Below are 16,190 nucleotides of genomic sequence, written 5' to 3' on the forward strand. Positions count from 1 at the left end.
ACCCGCCTTTTTAACGAAGAAATTATGGAAAAAAAACACCTTTATATCGCTGCTGGAATTATTCGTAATAACGCGCAAAAAATATTTATTACAGAGCGTCCAAGTGGAACGCATATGGCCGGTTTTTGGGAATTTCCCGGGGGAAAACTGGAAAACGGCGAACAACCGCAAGATGCACTTATCCGTGAACTAGAAGAAGAAGTTGGCATTATCGTCACTGAATGTGAGCTTTTTCATTGTGTCGAACACGAATTTGATGAACGTTATGTCACTTTATACTTCTTTATGGTTTCAGCTTGGGAAAATGAACCTTATGGGAAAGAGGGACAAAAAGGGCGTTGGGTCGATCAAAAAGACTTGGTCGCAAGTGAATTTCCTCCAGCTAACCGAGTGATTATTGATATGTTAAACGCAGAAGATATTCACTGAGATTAAGTTAGGGGTTGTTGACGATAAACCGGGGCCGTATCCCAAGGTAAACAGCCATATTAATGTTTTCTTGTTCGTGTAGAAAAATATCATTACTAGCTTATAGCAGCAGGATATTTATCAAAAATGCTTTATATCTCAATCTATCTCAGAGGAATGATTGGGATATAAAGCTCATCATTCATGTTGCTACTGGTCGGGTTGTTCGCTCCAGTTATCGCTGTCAGAAATATCCCCTTGGCTGGTAATACGCTTTTCTTCAGCAGCCCATTCACCTAGGTCAATGAGCTGACAGCGTTTACTGCAAAAGGGCCGATAAGGGCTTTCTTCACCCCAGACCACAACTTTTTGGCAAGTTGGACAATTAACTTCAATTTTCTCAGTCATTTATTACTACCCCTTATTAGCAGCAGGATAATTCAAAGGCCATCGTTGTGGGTACAATACCATTTTCACTGTCAATGTGAAGAAAACGGATAGCAAATCGCGTTTTATGACCTGAAATCTGAGGGAAAATTAATTTATCGCTGGATAACTTCACTCTTAATAACTCTTTGTCTTCAACACTATCTTGATAAAAACCATTATGGCACTCTTTTAGCTCAAAAGCGCCTGCGTGGCGGATTAAGTTCAAGATAGTATCTAATGCATCTTTGAGTGGCATGAGACTCTTTAGCCACTCGCTAATAGCCTGATCTTTTTGTTCTTGTGGCATATGAAGCCATAACTGTAATGTGGGCAGATCGAAACTACAGCATCCACCAGGGATACTTAAGCGCTGGCGCACCATACTAATAATTTTGTCATTTCGTAATTGTTGACCAAATCTAGGCGCCGCGGTGATATTGGTAATCTTAGCCGCAAGATCATCAAGAAGTGTTGAGATCAACTGGTTGTCTGCATTTGGAGCCTCGGCCCATGCAGCTAAACGCTTACGCTGTTTTTCTAGCTCTTTGATCAGATCAGAGCGTACTTCACCTCTATCAAGGATTTCAATTAATTCTGAAACTGAGCGGAAAAAGGCAATACCAGAGGTATAGGATGTAATGTGACTAAGCTCATAAACCTGTTGTAATAGTGTTTCGAGCCTTAACCATGAGCGAATTTTTTCATTCAATGGATACTCGTAAGTGACGAAGTTTACAGTGTTTGATTCACTCATATTTATTTCCTATTTTTGCTGTTGTGCTAACGTCATATACTTTTCGTGCAATGTGGCTACCTTTTCAGCTATGTTTAATTCACCATCATGGTTTGTAATAACATCATCAGCTTGTAGTAAACGGTTTTCTCTGCTGGTTTGGGCTTTCAAAATATTCACTACATGCTCTTCACTCACATTGTCTCTTTGTACCGTGCGTAAAATTTGTTCTTCAGGGGTGACATCAATAACCAGCACCCGATTGGCAAGATGAGCGAGTTTATTTTCAAATAACAGAGGTACAACCCATAACACATAAGGGCTATCGGCCTGCTGTAATTGTTGTTGTGTTTCTTGATGAATTAAGGGATGAAGTAGGGCATTTAGCCATTGTTTCTCGGCGACATCAGAAAAAATAATTTCCCTAAGACGTTGTCGATTGAGAGAGCCATCAGGTTGAATAATGTCTGCGCCATAACGAGAGGCGATAGCTTCAAGGGCTGGTGAGCCAGGCTCGACGACTTTTCTGGCAATAATATCAGCATCAACTAGCGGTATTCCTAGCTTGGCAAAGTGATTCGCAACGGTTGTTTTACCGCTACCGATCCCCCCTGTTAATGCAACAATATAGCTCATATTCTTCTTCATTCTATTGAAAAATAGTAGGTTACACGGATTTTTTTGATTTGTCTTCACTCACAAGATAATACGCACGGTAGGTTTACTGATCTTAACATCCGCAAGTAGTTTTATAGCATAAATAGGCAAAATGCTATCCTATAATTAAGCCATTAAATCCCTGTTATAACATTTCCTAAATTGAAGATAGGGAGGTACATTGCCACCATAATAGTTCCAACGAGGAATGCCATTAGCAATAGTAAGATAGGTTCGAGATTCTTTAATGACTTTTCAGTTAAGCTAGTATGTTGCGTTGAAAAATGTGTAAATAAATACTGTAAGAAGTGAGGAAGCTGACCAGACTCTTCTGCAACAGCGATTAGCTGATGCACAATACTTGGAAAGAAAGCGCTGTTTTTAACGGCAGCAGATAATGACTCCCCTTTTAAAACAGCATGATATACAGAAAGGCTTTCTTTTTTATACAACGGATTATGCAGTGTATCCGCTGTACATTTTAAACATTCTGTTAGTGGCAAACCCGCTTGGAGTGTTGAGGATAAGGTTAAGAAAAAGATATTCAAGTTACTATTTTTGATTAATTTTTTGATAGGTGGAACATAAAATAGCAACGTAATAATGAGTCTTACGGTATTCGCTTTAAATTTCCAAATCAGTAATGAAATAATTAGCGTTATAAGTAAAAAATAAGGGAAATAATCAGTGATCAAATTAGATAAATAGATCATGATTTTTGTGATTAAAGGAAGCTCGTGTTGAAAACTTTGATAAATAGTTTCAAATTGTGGTAACACATAAACCAACATAATGAAGATTAATGCGATAGAAAACAATGTTAATACAATAGGGTATCTAAGTGACTTAGTGATTTTTTTCTTTGTCTCTTCATTGTGTTTTAGCATACCTGCAATGATTTTAAAGTTATTTTCATAATTTCCGGTTTTTTCTGCGACGCTTATTAAACTGATTATGGTGGGGGTGAAGATGTTAGGGTGTTTTCTTAAGCTATCAGAAAACCGATTGCCTTTCTTTAAGTCAGTGATCGTCGATGTGATAATCTTTTGCCAAAATGGTGAGTGTGTGTTTTTTTGCAAAATATATAGACTTTGGAGTAAATTAATACCGGATGATACGAGGGAATTTAGTTGATAGAAAAAATGCGTTCGGTAGTTAATATTGGCTGCGTTGAGAATGAATATGGCTTTTAAACGAATATGAAGTGGAGTTTGTTCCGCTTCTAAGAGTTCAATAAAGGCTGATTTTTTATTTTTAGAAATAATAAAATCTTGGACAATATTATTGTCATGAGATAAAGCAGTATAAGAATAGATAAACATTAAATAATCTCCCCTGTTCCTGTGATAGCATAGAGCTCTTGTAATGTGGTTTCACCTGCTTCAATTAAGTTCAATCCATCCTGAAAAAGTGTTTGAAAATGAGTGATACATTGTTTTCCATGCTGAAAAATCTCAGTCAGTGCATCTTGCCCTAGATACTCATATATGGCGGTTCTCCCCATAAACCCTGCAAAACAGAGATCACATCCCGTGGATGACCACTCTTTAATCGTTTTATTGTCGCTAATTTGTGTATTTTTAGGGTGTGTGACTTTACAGTTTGGGCATAATCGGCGTACCAGCCTTTGTGCAATCACCATTTTTAAGCAAGAACTCAATTGGGATTGACTCACACCTAATTGCGCCATCCTTTCAATGGCGCTAAATGTGCAATTGGTATGTAGAGTTGATAAGACTAAATGGCCTGTTTGTGCGGCTCTGGTTGCTATTTGTGCCGTTTCTTCATCTCGAATTTCTCCTACCATGATAATATCAGGATCTTGCCGGAGTAAGGCTCTTAGTATGTGAGCGAAACTCAAGCCATATTTATCGTTTACTTGAACTTGGTTAATTCCAGATAGTGGGATCTCAATAGGGTCTTCAATGGTAGATATGTTACGTGAAGATTGGTTGAGATACTCTAATGCACTATAGAGCGTGACGGTTTTCCCACTGCCAGTCGGGCCTGTGACAAGAATTAAGCCCTGTGGTTGCAATAGCTCTTTTTTTAAACTTAATAGCAAATTATTGTGCATCCCTATTTGTTCTATAGAATACTTTAGCTGGGTGCTAAGTATCCGTAGAACCAATTTTTCACCATATAATGTTGGTATCGTTGACAGGCGAATACTGTAATTATGCCCTTCGAAATGCCAACTCATTTGCCCATCTTGTGGTAATCGCTTCTCTGCAATATTCAATTTGGCAACTATTTTTATTCGAGCAATAATTTCATTATTGATTTCGAGAGGTGGTGAAGGAATAAAATAGAGCTTGCCATCTACACGTAAACGGATTTTTATCCCTTGTTTTGATGGTTCGATATGAATATCAGATGCGCGTTTTCTTACCGCTGTTTTGAGCATATTCTCTACAAAATCGACGGCGGGTGAACGTGTATCTAGCTGCTCGGCGCCATTAGGTTGATAGTTTGTTTCTGGCTCTTGGATCTCCTCATATTTTTTATTGAAGTAATGATCAATCTTTTCTTTTGGCCAAATGTCATAGCATACCGGCACGCTAGCAATAAAACGTAAAGTAGCAAGTATATTGTCATCTGGCTTTTTAGGTACACCTATAGATAATCTTTTATGATTGTAATCAACAATAATAATATAGTGTTTATCACAAATACTTTTTAATTCTTTAAATATAAAATCTCTTTCCCTGGTGCTATTCATAAACTTACCTTATATTAAAAGATGAAGGTATTTTCACATAATGCTTTTAATTTACTGTCACTATCATGTTCGCAGGCTACTTGCCATTGGAATGGTGAACTATCAGTAGGGATAATTGGGGTTAAAGTCACAGAGAGATTGGCAAGACTCTTATCGGCTATAAAGTTAATAATGCCTGACTTTACATCTATTGTTTTGATATATTTTCCTTTTATATTATTAGGAATATTTTCACTTCCTGCATTACAGCCAGTTAATGAGCCTTTATTAAACGCACAAATTTCAATATTATTCTTATATGGTAAAACTGTTTGTAATACATCGGTTATTGCCGCTTTTTGCATATAACCTTGATATCCCGGTATTGCAATAGCACTTAATATAGAAATTATTGCAATGACAACCATTATTTCAATTAAAGAAAATCCTTGTTGATTCATATAGCCTCCTTGTTGAGTGAGGAGGTATCTTAAATTGTTCCATTTGATTATTTAATCTCTTCAAACCCTGCATACGAGCACCTACGAAAAATTAAAATAAAAAATGTATCGTATTACATTTTCTTGGGAGAAGACTCGCAAAGGTAAATATGGTGGACAATAAAATATCGAGTTAATGAGAAAGTATGATAAAACTAATGAGTAGAAGCGGGGGAAGTAGGGGCTATTTTAGAGAGAATGCTATAAACCTCGCGCAGTGTGGATTGGGATATAAGACGAAAAACCTAAAGGGCTTTAAAGAGTAATCCATCGTTGAACATGACTGACAATCCACATCCGGCATAAGGGAATTATAGGGGGCAATAGCTGAGCTTGTCGTATCAGCCGACAAAGAGCAGTCTTATCCGTCATATCGGCAGTTGCGGGTCGAAAAGTGGAAAGCTTCGCGGTTTATGGCGAGGGGCAGTCATTGTAGAGACTTAAAAGAGTCCATCTAAAGTAGGTTTAAACAGAGATAAGGCACTCAGTTAAGTCGGTTGCACTATAAATTATATTATCTTTTATGTTTTAACAGAGCCTTGAATTGTTGCCAATCAAAATAAGGGCCGGGATCTGTTTTACGGCCGGGGGCAATGTCGCTGTGACCGGTGATGTTATCTTGTAATTCAGGGTATAGCTCAATAAGAGCATGTGTCAGTTTTACTAGCGAATTGTATTGTAAAGGCGTGAAAGGCTCAAAATCCGTGCCTTCAAGCTCGATCCCAATTGAAAAATCATTACATTTTTCTCTACCCTTATAAAGGGATTGCCCAGCGTGCCAAGCTCTTAAATGAAAAGGAACATATTGAATAATCTCGCCATCACGGCGAATTAAACAGTGGGCTGAAACACGAAGGTGTTTGATTTCATCAAAAAAGGCATGCTCTGTTGGGTCGAGTGTTCCAGTAAAAAGCTGGTTGATATAAGGCCCACCAAATTGGCCGGGGGGTAAGCTAATATTATGGATAACTAACAGGGAAGGGATAACGTTCTCAGGGCGCTCATCATGGTGTGGTGAAGGGATATGAGTTACATTTTGTAGCCAGCCATTATGTATTTTTATCTCTGGTAGCATAGTATTCCCGTTTTATTACTCGCTTATATTCGTTATCTTGAGTTGAGAAGATTAGCATATACACAAAATTATTCGAGATGTATGTTTGTAGCGGTGGTTCTATTTTCATACCCAAGCACATTGAGTTGTATGTACTGTAATAGCTTAGATGATTGGGCGATAGCAAGATGAATAACGTGCGCCATAAGGCTTGATACATGATGGGTATAGATGGCAATGGGCACAATAAATTTATTGGAGTGGATTGATGGCGACGAGGCGTTATAGCGAAGAACAAAGACGTGAATTATTGCTTGAAAGGTTAAATAGCGATATTCCATTTATAGTAAGCCACGCGTTAAAAGAAGATCTTGGGCAAACAGTTGATTTTAAGCAAGATATTACGGGGCAGCTTTTACAACCTACTTCACAAGCTAAAGCGCGTATTATTACACGGGAAGAAGGTGTTTTTTGTGGACAAAAATGGTTAGAAGAAGTTTTTAGCCAGCTTGGTGGGCAAGTTAGCATTGTATGGCATGTGAATGATGGAGATAAGGTTGCGCCAAATCAGCTGCTTTGTGAAATGTCAGGGCCTTCACAAGTATTACTCACTGGAGAAAGAACGGCATTGAACTTTATCCAGACATTGTCTTCTGTTTCTACTGTAACTGCTCAGTATGTGGCGAAAATTGAAGGCACAAGAACCAAATTATTAGATACACGTAAAACGATCCCCGGCTTAAGAAGTGCTCTTAAATATGCGGTACTAATGGGTGGGGGTTTTAATCATCGTCTTGGTTTATCAGATGCTTATTTAATTAAAGAAAACCATATCATTTCGGCAGGCTCTGTTGCTCAAGCAGTGGCGTTAGCGAGGCAAGCTCATCCGGAAGTTCCTATTGAGGTTGAAGTTGAAGATTTAACTGAATTACTTCAAGCATTAAAGGCGAATGCAGACATTATTATGCTTGATAATTTCACTGTCACGATGATGAAAGAGGCTGTTGTACTGACAGCGGGTAAAGCCGCTCTCGAGGTGTCTGGTGATGTTACATTAGATACTATCAGAGAATTTGCGGAAACTGGGGTTGATTTCATTTCTGTTGGTGCATTGACGAAACATATTAGAGCGATGGATCTTTCAATGCGTTTTATTGAAGAAAAATAAGCAATATAGCCAGGACTCCCATCGCTAACCTAGTGCCCGATGATGGCCGCATTTAGCAACAACAGAATAAATATTAACCATCATAACTCCCCCTTTCTCATAACAAGAAAGGGGGAAGAGATTTTCTGTTTATTTAGTCACAACAGTGGGCATTTTGCCTTGATTCATGTATGGCAGCAGTAATAGCAAATATGAAAATTGAGAGCCGTTAGCTTAACAAATCCACCTTATTACGCTGTGCATAAAGCTAAAACGAGGGAGTGCTACGCCAACGCTTTTTACTCAGAAAGGTGGGTTTTGAGTATGGCCTTGATATTAGCTTGTTGATTACTAGCTAACGAAAATAAATATTGGAGCGATAGGCCGCGAAAGCGAGCATCGCCGTCTCATGCTAGTAGGCCTCCTAGGTTGAGGCAGGCTTATTTTTTCGTATAGGTAGTATCATCTAGGGCGCTTTGCTGTTTTTTGAACTATTCTAGGTGTATTCATTCCAACTAATTAGCCAGACATTTTTATCTATAAAACGCAGTGCAGTTAGAGTCTAATCAAGATGTAACCTCATCATTAATCGATAGATGAGCCGATTACAGATTTTTATATCGTGTAGCCTTGCTATCTTGGTGAATATAGACAACGCTTACATTGCGTAAAATAACAAATGACGTGAATATTTAACTAGATTGTTAAGGTTGCTCCTTGCGGATCTGCATTTGAAACGGTTATTGTGAGCTAATTTGGTTATTATTCGTTATTATTGAATATTAAAACACTAATGGTTTGGCTATATCGATTCAGTTAGCGTGTTTATAGCATAGAAATTCGCTTCAAATGTTAAATTACCGTGCTGGCAATCGGAGGATTAGTTATCAAAACATGCTAAAATTTAAAAAAATCTGTTAAAATTTGCAGGATTTTATGATTTAGCTCAAGGTCTTTATGGACAGTTAGTGAATACTTTGTTACTTTATTAATCCGTAAAGAAATTGGTATTACCAATTAACACTGAGCAATACCTAATCAATAATTAATCACTAACGATCATGGCAGGTTATGGCTTACGGTAAAATTCGCCAACCAAAATTATCAGATGTTATTGAGCAGCGCCTCGAGCATCTTATTTTCGAAGGGACATTGCGCCCCGGCGAAAAGCTGCCTCCTGAACGTGAGCTGGCAAAACAGTTCGACGTTTCTCGGCCATCAGTGCGTGAAGCTATCCAAACTCTTGAAGCTAAAGGTCTATTATCTCGCCGCCAAGGTGGGGGAACTTTTGTTCAAAAACAGATGTGGCAAAGTTTTAGCGACCCACTAACTGAACTTCTTACGGGGAATCCCGAATCTCAATTTGATCTTCTTGAAACACGCCATGCCCTTGAAGGGATAGCTGCTTATTATGCGGCGTTGCGTGGTACGGATGAGGATTTGGAGCGAATTCGACAAAGCTATGAGCTAATTATTAAAGCTCAACAAAGTGGCGATATTAATGCGGAATCAAATGCGGTTTTGCAATATCAACTGATTGTCACAGAAGCGGCGCATAATGTGGTGATACTGCATTTGCTACGTTGTATGGTGCCAATGTTGGAACAGAATATTCGTCAAAACTTTGAGTTTTTGTATACCCGCAAAGAAATGTATAAAGCAGTTAGTGAACATCGAGCTCAAATATTCTCCGCTATAATGGCAAGAGAGCCTGAGAAGGCAAGGGAGGCTTCCCATCGCCATTTAGCCTTTATTGAAGAGCTACTTTTGGATATTAGTCGTGAACAAACAAGGCGGGAGCGTTCTCTACGTAGGTTGCAGCAACATCCTGAATTAAATTAGTAATGCAGATTACTGACTGCTGCGTCTGCATTACTGTGACTACTCTCTGTGAGAGTTCTAGCGGCAACAACAGCAGGGCCTATCTTCTCGCTATTTTGTAGAAAGTAGCGCGAAGATAGGCTCCACATAAACATTAAAAAATAGATAACAGATAAGGAATACACCATGTCAGATATGTTGAAAAATGACGTGGATCCGATTGAAACTCGCGACTGGCTACAGGCGATTGAATCGGTCATCCGTGAAGAAGGTGTTGATCGTGCTCAGTTCATTATCGAACAGGTATTGAATGAAGCGCGTAAAGGCGGTGTTAACATTGCTGCTGGTGCATCTGGTAGTTCTGATTATATCAACACTATTGCTGTTGAAGACGAGCCTGCATACCCTGGTAACATGGATTTGGAGCGCCGTATTCGCTCCGCAATTCGTTGGAACGCAGTCATGACTGTACTGCGTGCTTCTAAAAAAGACTTGGAGCTGGGTGGCCATATGGCATCATACCAGTCTTCTGCAACTTTATATGAAGTCTGTTTTAACCATTTCTTCCGCGCTCATAACAACAATGATGGCGGTGACTTGGTCTTTTTCCAAGGTCATATCTCCCCAGGGATCTACGCACGCGCATTCTTGGAAGGTCGTTTAACTGAAGAGCAGATGAATAACTTCCGCCAAGAAATTGGTGGTAAAGGTCTGTCTTCTTATCCACACCCTAAATTAATGCCTGATTTCTGGCAATTCCCAACTGTCTCAATGGGTCTTGGTCCGCTAAATGCTATTTATCAAGCGAAATTCTTGAAATATCTTGAAAACCGCGGCCTGAAAGACACTTCAGCTCAAAGAGTGTACGCTTTCTTAGGCGATGGTGAGATGGATGAGCCAGAATCTAAAGGTGCTATCACTATCGCGACACGCGATAAGCTAGATAACCTTGTATTCGTGATTAACTGTAACCTACAGCGTCTAGATGGCCCTGTTACAGGTAACGGTAAAATTGTCAACGAGCTGGAAGGTATCTTTAATGGTGCAGGCTGGCAAGTCATCAAAGTTATGTGGGGCGATCGTTGGGACGAGTTGCTGCGTAAAGACACTAGCGGCAAACTGGTTCAATTAATGAACGAAACCCTTGATGGTGATTATCAAACATTCAAATCACGTGATGGCGCGTACGTTCGTGAGCACTTCTTCAATCGTTACCCAGAGACTGCTGCATTAGTTAAAGACATGACTGATGACGAAATTTGGGCGCTGAACCGTGGTGGTCATGATCCGAAGAAAGTGTATGCCGCATTTAAAAAAGCAGCAGAAACTAAAGGCAAGCCAACTGTTATTTTAGCTCAGACCATCAAAGGTTATGGTATGGGTGAAACAGCTGAAGGTAAGAACATTGCGCACCAAGTGAAGAAAATGAACATGGACGGTGTTCGTCACTTCCGTGATCAATTCAATGTGCCTGTGGCTGATGATCAACTGGAAAAACTGCCATTTATTACTTTTGATAAAGATTCAGAAGAATACAAATATCTGCATGAGCGTCGTCAAGCTCTAGGTGGTTATCTACCAGCACGTCGTACGCACTTTGATGAGAAATTAGAAATCCCTACGTTATCTGATTTCAGCCAATTGCTAGAAGAGCAATCAAAAGAAATTTCAACCACTATCGCATTTGTTCGTGCGTTAAACGTGATGTTGAAAAACAACTCTATCAAAGACCGTTTAGTGCCAATCATTGCTGACGAAGCTCGTACTTTCGGTATGGAAGGTTTGTTCCGTCAAATTGGTATTTATAGCCCTAAAGGTCAGCAGTATACGCCTCAGGATCGTGAGCAAGTGGCTTACTATAAAGAAGACTCTAAAGGTCAGATCCTACAAGAAGGTATTAACGAGCTAGGTGCAGGTTCATCATGGTTAGCAGCTGCAACATCATACAGCACAAACAACCTGCCGATGATCCCATTCTACATTTACTACTCAATGTTTGGTTTCCAACGTATCGGCGACCTAATGTGGGCAGCGGGTGACCAGCAAGCTCGTGGTTTCTTGATTGGTGGTACTTCAGGCCGTACAACTTTAAATGGTGAAGGCTTACAACACGAAGATGGTCATAGCCATATTCAATCACTGACTATCCCTAACTGTATCTCTTATGACCCTGCTTATGCTTATGAAGTTGCCGTCATTATGCAGGATGGTTTAGAGCGTATGTATGGTGAAAAACAAGAGAACGTGTACTACTACATCACGACTCTGAATGAAAACTATCATATGCCTGCAATGCCTGAAGGTGCTGAAGAGGGGATCCGTAAAGGTATTTATAAACTGGATTCAATCGAAGGCAGCAAAGGTAAAGTTCAGTTGTTAGGTTCTGGTTCTATGATGCGTCATGTTCGCGAAGCAGCTAACATTCTGTCAGCGGAATATGGCATCGGTTCTGATGTGTATAGCGTTACTTCATTCACTGAATTGGCTCGTGATGGTCAAGATTGTGAACGTTGGAACATGCTGCATCCTTCTGAAGCACCACGTGTACCTTATGTTGCTCAGGTAATGAATGATGCGCCAGCCGTTGCATCAACTGACTATATGAAACTGTTTGCAGAACAAATTCGTACTTACGTACCAGCAAGCGATTACCGTGTATTAGGTACTGATGGTTTCGGTCGTTCTGACAGCCGTGAAAACCTACGTCACCACTTTGAAGTGGATACATCTTATGTAATCGTTGCGGCGTTAGGTGAATTGGCTAAACGTGGTGAAGTTGATGTTAAAGTCGTTGAAGAAGCGATTAAAAAATACAACATCAACCCAGAAAAAGTTAACCCACGTCTGGCATAAGAGGTAATAATCAATGTCTATTGAAATCCAAGTGCCTGATATCGGTGCTGATGAAGTTGAAGTCACCGAAGTTATGGTTAAAGTTGGTGATAAAGTAGAAGCAGAGCAATCGCTGATCACTGTTGAAGGCGATAAAGCATCTATGGAAGTCCCATCACCACAAGCAGGTGTGGTTAAAGAAATTAAAATTGCAGTAGGTGATAAAGTCACCACTGGCAAATTGATCATGGTCTTTGAATCCGCAGAAGGCGCGGCTCCGGCTGCGTCAGCAGAAGCACCAGCGGTACCAGCCGCTGCCCCAACAGCAGCAGCTCTGAAAGAAGTGTCTGTCCCTGATATTGGCGGCGATGAAGTCGAAGTGACGGAGATCATGGTAAAAGTAGGTGATACAGTTGCAGAAGAGCAATCGCTGATCACTGTTGAAGGTGACAAAGCTTCCATGGAAGTTCCTGCACCCTTTGCTGGTACTGTAAAAGAGATCAAGATTGCGACTGGTGATAAAGTGAAAACAGGTTCACTGATCATGGTCTTTGAAGTTGCAGGATCAGCACCGGCAGCGGAAGCAGCACCCGCATCGGCACCTGCGTCAGCGCCAGCAGCCTCGGCAATTAAAGATGTTAATGTACCTGACATCGGTGGTGATGAAGTTGAAGTCACTGAGGTTATGGTGAAAGTTGGTGATACTGTTTCAGCTGAGCAATCAATCATTACGGTTGAAGGCGATAAAGCATCAATGGAAGTTCCTGCACCCTTTGCCGGTACCGTGAAAGAGATCAAAATCGCCACTGGTGATAAAGTGAAAACAGGTTCACTGATCATGACGTTTGAAGTTGCAGGTGCAGCACCAGCAGCATCGGCACCAACTGCGTCACCAGCGCCAGCCGCTTCCGCTCCGGCAGCCGCACAGGCGCCAGCACCAGCACCAGCAAAAGCAGCTGATAGCAAAAATGAATTTGTTGAAAACGACGCTTATGTACATGCAACGCCAGTCATCCGCCGTTTAGCGCGTGAGTTTGGTGTTAACCTTGCTAAAGTAAAAGGAACGGGTCGTAAAGGTCGTATTCTGCGCGAAGACGTACAATCTTACGTTAAAGACGCCATCAAGCGTGCCGAAGCACCAGCCGCTGCGGGTGGTGGTTTACCGGGCATGTTGCCATGGCCAAAAGTGGATTACAGCAAGTTCGGTGAAGTTGAAGAAGTTGAACTGGGTCGTATCCAAAAAATCTCTGGTGCTAACCTAAGCCGTAACTGGGTGATGATCCCTCATGTTACGTTGATGGAAGAAGTCGACACTACAGATGTCGAAGACTTCCGTAAGCAGCAGAACAAAGAAGCTGAGAAGAAACAACTCGGTGTTAAAATCACGCCACTGGTGTTTGTGATGAAGGCTGTTGCTCGTGCGCTAGAAGAAATGCCTCGTTTTAATAGCTCTATTTCTGAAGATGGCCAACGCCTATTCATGAAGAAATATGTCAACATCGGTATCGCGGTTGATACGCCAAATGGCCTAGTTGTTCCTGTTATCAAAGACGTGAACAAAAAAGGCATTATGGAACTGTCTCGCGAACTGATGGAAGTTTCTAAGAAAGCGCGTGCAGGCAAATTAACAGCTTCTGATATGCAAGGTGGATGCTTCACTATTTCTAGCCTTGGTGGCATCGGAACAACTGGTTTTGCACCAATTGTTAATGCACCAGAAGTTGCAATTATGGGTCTATCTCGCTCTTCCATCAAACCAGTTTGGAATGGTAGTGAGTTTGTGCCTCGACTGATGTTGCCTATGTCTCTTTCATTCGACCACCGTGTGATCGACGGCGCTGATGGTGCTCGTTTCATCACCCTAGTAGGTCAATTGATGAGCGACATTCGTCGACTGGTGATGTAATAAATTAGGCCGGCTTATTAGCCGGTCTGTTTTATTTAGGCTGGGGCAGAATTTTTTACTGTTCATCCGAAACGTTGCGAGTTACGTCACGTAATGAGCCTTTTCAGGATGTTAACAATTCTGTAAACTGCTCGCGGTGTGTATTTTCCGGTGGAATAATTCGTTTTTCGGCTGCCCCGCTGGACAAAACAAAAAGAGGTCATGATGAGTACTGAAATTAAAGCCCAAGTAGTGGTACTTGGTGCAGGCCCTGCAGGGTATTCTGCGGCTTTCCGTTGCGCTGACTTAGGTTTAGATACTGTTTTAGTAGAACGTTATTCAACTCTGGGTGGAGTTTGTTTGAACGTTGGTTGTATTCCTTCTAAAGCACTATTGCACGTTGCTAAAGTGATTGAAGAAGCTAAAGCGTTGGCTGAACATGGTATTGTTTTTGGTGAGCCAAAAACCGATATTTCTAAAGTTCGCCTGTGGAAAGAGAAAGTGATTAACCAGCTGACTGGTGGTCTAGCTGGTATGGCAAAAGGCCGTAAAGTAAACGTTGTGAACGGTCTTGGTAAATTTACTGGTGCTAACACACTGGTTGTTGAAGGCGAAAACGGTAGCACAACTATCAACTTTGATAATGCGATTATTGCTGCGGGTTCACGTCCTATTCAGTTACCATTCATTCCTCATGAAGATCCACGTATTTGGGATTCGACAGATGCGTTAGAGCTAAAAGAAGTTCCAGAGCGTCTGCTTGTTATGGGTGGTGGTATCATCGGTCTGGAAATGGGTACTGTGTATCATGCTCTGGGTTCTCAGATTGATGTTGTTGAGATGTTTGACCAAGTCATCCCTGCGGCTGACAAAGATGTGGTTAAAGTCTTCACTAAACAAATCAGCAAGAAATTTAACTTACTGTTAGAAACCAAAGTGACTGCCGTTGAAGCAAAAGAAGATGGTATTTATGTCACAATGGAAGGTAAAAAAGCACCTGCTGAACCACAACGTTATGACGCAGTTCTGGTCGCGATTGGTCGTGTTCCAAATGGTAAAAACCTTGATGCTGGTAAAGCGGGTGTTGAGGTTGATGACCGTGGCTTTATCCATGTTGATAAGCAAATGCGTACTAATGTACCTCACATTTTTGCAATTGGTGACATCGTTGGTCAGCCAATGTTGGCGCACAAAGGTGTTCACGAAGGTCACGTAGCGGCTGAAGTTATCTCTGGCCTGAAACACTACTTTGATCCAAAAGTTATTCCATCAATCGCTTACACTGAGCCAGAAGTGGCTTGGGTTGGTTTAACTGAGAAAGAAGCGAAAGAGAAAAATATCAGCTATGAAGTTGCAACATTCCCATGGGCAGCATCAGGCCGTGCGATTGCATCTGACTGCGCAGAAGGTATGACTAAGCTGATTTTCGACAAGCAATCTAACCGTATTATCGGTGGTGCTGTTGTCGGTGTTAATGGTGGTGAACTTCTGGGTGAAATTGGCCTTGCAATTGAAATGGGCTGTGACGCAGAAGATATCGCATTGACTATCCACGCTCACCCAACGCTGTATGAATCAATTGGTATGGCAGCGGAAGTCTTTGAAGGTAGCATCACTGACTTACCAAACGCAAAAGCGAAAAAGAAAAAATAATTTCTTAAGTCGCCTTAATAAACGGCCTCTCTAGTTGGCTGTTTATGACCAAAGAGCATAAAGCCAATGTGGAAACACATTGGCTTTTTACTTTTTCAAATATAAGCAGAGAGTCATATATATTTATCCTCTTATTTAAGTTGTGTTTATATTCTTAAGGAAAAAATTATCAACAATAATGTTTAGATGACTAATGGAATATTAAATTCTCATTTTTTATTCTGTTTTTATTTATATCTAATAAAGGGATGTGCATTTGATAACACGTAAATACGTAAGTCATGGCAAATTGGATTATTGTTTATACGTTCCGTAACTTACCTTCAATTGTGAACGAACCTGACATATCATTATCGATTATGGGTACTCA

At 40.7% G+C, this 16,190-nt stretch carries 13 protein-coding genes; 6 read left to right on the top strand and 7 right to left on the bottom strand.

The genetic code is table 11. From position 1 onward, the window contains the following. Positions 1-24: 24 nt before the first annotated feature. A complete protein-coding gene (gene mutT, locus PSE69_RS01395; RefSeq protein WP_041705387.1) occupies positions 25-429 on the top strand; it encodes an 8-oxo-dGTP diphosphatase MutT in 405 nt (134 codons plus the stop codon). A 189-nt stretch (positions 430-618) separates the two neighbouring features. Here mutT and yacG read toward each other — a convergent pair whose 3' ends face one another. From yacG to ampD, 7 genes are all read right to left on the bottom strand, one after another. Then, on the bottom strand, positions 619-816 hold the full coding sequence (gene yacG / locus PSE69_RS01400; RefSeq protein WP_004921873.1) for a DNA gyrase inhibitor YacG: 198 nt from the start codon (positions 814-816) through the stop codon (positions 619-621). Between the two features lie 16 nt (positions 817-832). Beyond that, complete coding sequence (gene zapD, locus PSE69_RS01405; protein ID WP_004921870.1) at positions 833-1,591, bottom strand: cell division protein ZapD; 759 nt, start codon at positions 1,589-1,591, stop codon at positions 833-835. Positions 1,592-1,600: 9 nt separating this feature from the next. After that, entirely contained in the window at positions 1,601-2,206 is a 606-nt protein-coding gene (gene coaE / locus PSE69_RS01410) for a dephospho-CoA kinase (protein WP_014656411.1), read from the bottom strand. A gap of 155 nt (positions 2,207-2,361) precedes the next feature. After that, complete coding sequence (locus PSE69_RS01415; protein ID WP_004921863.1) at positions 2,362-3,549, bottom strand: type II secretion system F family protein; 1,188 nt, start codon at positions 3,547-3,549, stop codon at positions 2,362-2,364. Continuing rightward, complete coding sequence (locus tag PSE69_RS01420) at positions 3,549-4,949, bottom strand: ATPase, T2SS/T4P/T4SS family (RefSeq protein WP_004921861.1); 1,401 nt, start codon at positions 4,947-4,949, stop codon at positions 3,549-3,551. The genes PSE69_RS01415 and PSE69_RS01420 overlap by 1 nt, the downstream gene beginning before the upstream one ends. A 14-nt stretch (positions 4,950-4,963) precedes the next feature. Continuing rightward, a complete protein-coding gene (gene ppdD / locus PSE69_RS01425) occupies positions 4,964-5,389 on the bottom strand; it encodes a prepilin peptidase-dependent pilin (RefSeq protein ID WP_004921858.1) in 426 nt (141 codons plus the stop codon). Between the two features lie 553 nt (positions 5,390-5,942). Next, positions 5,943-6,491, bottom strand: coding sequence for a 1,6-anhydro-N-acetylmuramyl-L-alanine amidase AmpD (gene ampD, locus PSE69_RS01430; protein WP_116820419.1), 549 nt, complete (start codon positions 6,489-6,491; stop codon positions 5,943-5,945). Between the two features lie 259 nt (positions 6,492-6,750). On the opposite strand from ampD, the gene nadC reads away from it, so the two are divergent. From nadC to lpdA, 5 genes are all read left to right on the top strand, one after another. Further along, the gene (gene nadC, locus PSE69_RS01435; RefSeq protein WP_004921849.1) at positions 6,751-7,650 is read left to right on the top strand and encodes a carboxylating nicotinate-nucleotide diphosphorylase; all 900 of its coding nucleotides are present in this window, start codon (positions 6,751-6,753) and stop codon (positions 7,648-7,650) included. Between the two features lie 1,050 nt (positions 7,651-8,700). Further along, positions 8,701-9,471, top strand: coding sequence for a pyruvate dehydrogenase complex transcriptional repressor PdhR (gene pdhR / locus PSE69_RS01440; RefSeq protein ID WP_014656406.1), 771 nt, complete (start codon positions 8,701-8,703; stop codon positions 9,469-9,471). Positions 9,472-9,636: 165 nt separating this feature from the next. Then, positions 9,637-12,303 carry a pyruvate dehydrogenase (acetyl-transferring), homodimeric type gene (gene aceE, locus PSE69_RS01445; RefSeq protein WP_004921831.1) on the top strand — a complete coding sequence of 889 codons (2,667 nt, stop codon included), beginning with the start codon at positions 9,637-9,639 and terminating at the stop codon, positions 12,301-12,303. 13 nt (positions 12,304-12,316) lie between these two features. Further along, on the top strand, positions 12,317-14,188 hold the full coding sequence (gene aceF / locus PSE69_RS01450; protein ID WP_121874991.1) for a pyruvate dehydrogenase complex dihydrolipoyllysine-residue acetyltransferase: 1,872 nt from the start codon (positions 12,317-12,319) through the stop codon (positions 14,186-14,188). 204 nt (positions 14,189-14,392) lie between these two features. After that, the gene (lpdA, locus tag PSE69_RS01455) at positions 14,393-15,820 is read left to right on the top strand and encodes a dihydrolipoyl dehydrogenase (RefSeq protein WP_014656403.1); all 1,428 of its coding nucleotides are present in this window, start codon (positions 14,393-14,395) and stop codon (positions 15,818-15,820) included. Positions 15,821-16,190 lie beyond the last annotated feature (370 nt).

Origin of the sequence: Providencia sp. PROV122 (assembly GCF_028482365.1) — a bacterium.
GTDB lineage: Bacteria > Pseudomonadota > Gammaproteobacteria > Enterobacterales > Enterobacteriaceae > Providencia > Providencia stuartii.

Excerpts from the sequence above, each read along its gene's own strand:
- PSE69_RS01415 (WP_004921863.1), bottom strand. The coding sequence starts at position 3,549 with ATGTTTATCTATTCTTATACTGCTTTATCTCATGACAATAATATTGTC.
- ppdD (WP_004921858.1), bottom strand. The coding sequence starts at position 5,389 with ATGAATCAACAAGGATTTTCTTTAATTGAAATAATGGTTGTCATTGCA.
- mutT (WP_041705387.1), top strand. The coding sequence starts at position 25 with ATGGAAAAAAAACACCTTTATATCGCTGCTGGAATTATTCGTAATAAC.
- aceE (WP_004921831.1), top strand. The coding sequence starts at position 9,637 with ATGTCAGATATGTTGAAAAATGACGTGGATCCGATTGAAACTCGCGAC.
- PSE69_RS01420 (WP_004921861.1), bottom strand. The coding sequence starts at position 4,949 with ATGAATAGCACCAGGGAAAGAGATTTTATATTTAAAGAATTAAAAAGT.
- lpdA (WP_014656403.1), top strand. The coding sequence starts at position 14,393 with ATGAGTACTGAAATTAAAGCCCAAGTAGTGGTACTTGGTGCAGGCCCT.
- nadC (WP_004921849.1), top strand. The coding sequence starts at position 6,751 with ATGGCGACGAGGCGTTATAGCGAAGAACAAAGACGTGAATTATTGCTT.
- coaE (WP_014656411.1), bottom strand. The coding sequence starts at position 2,206 with ATGAGCTATATTGTTGCATTAACAGGGGGGATCGGTAGCGGTAAAACA.
- aceF (WP_121874991.1), top strand. The coding sequence starts at position 12,317 with ATGTCTATTGAAATCCAAGTGCCTGATATCGGTGCTGATGAAGTTGAA.
- pdhR (WP_014656406.1), top strand. The coding sequence starts at position 8,701 with ATGGCTTACGGTAAAATTCGCCAACCAAAATTATCAGATGTTATTGAG.
- yacG (WP_004921873.1), bottom strand. The coding sequence starts at position 816 with ATGACTGAGAAAATTGAAGTTAATTGTCCAACTTGCCAAAAAGTTGTG.
- zapD (WP_004921870.1), bottom strand. The coding sequence starts at position 1,591 with ATGAGTGAATCAAACACTGTAAACTTCGTCACTTACGAGTATCCATTG.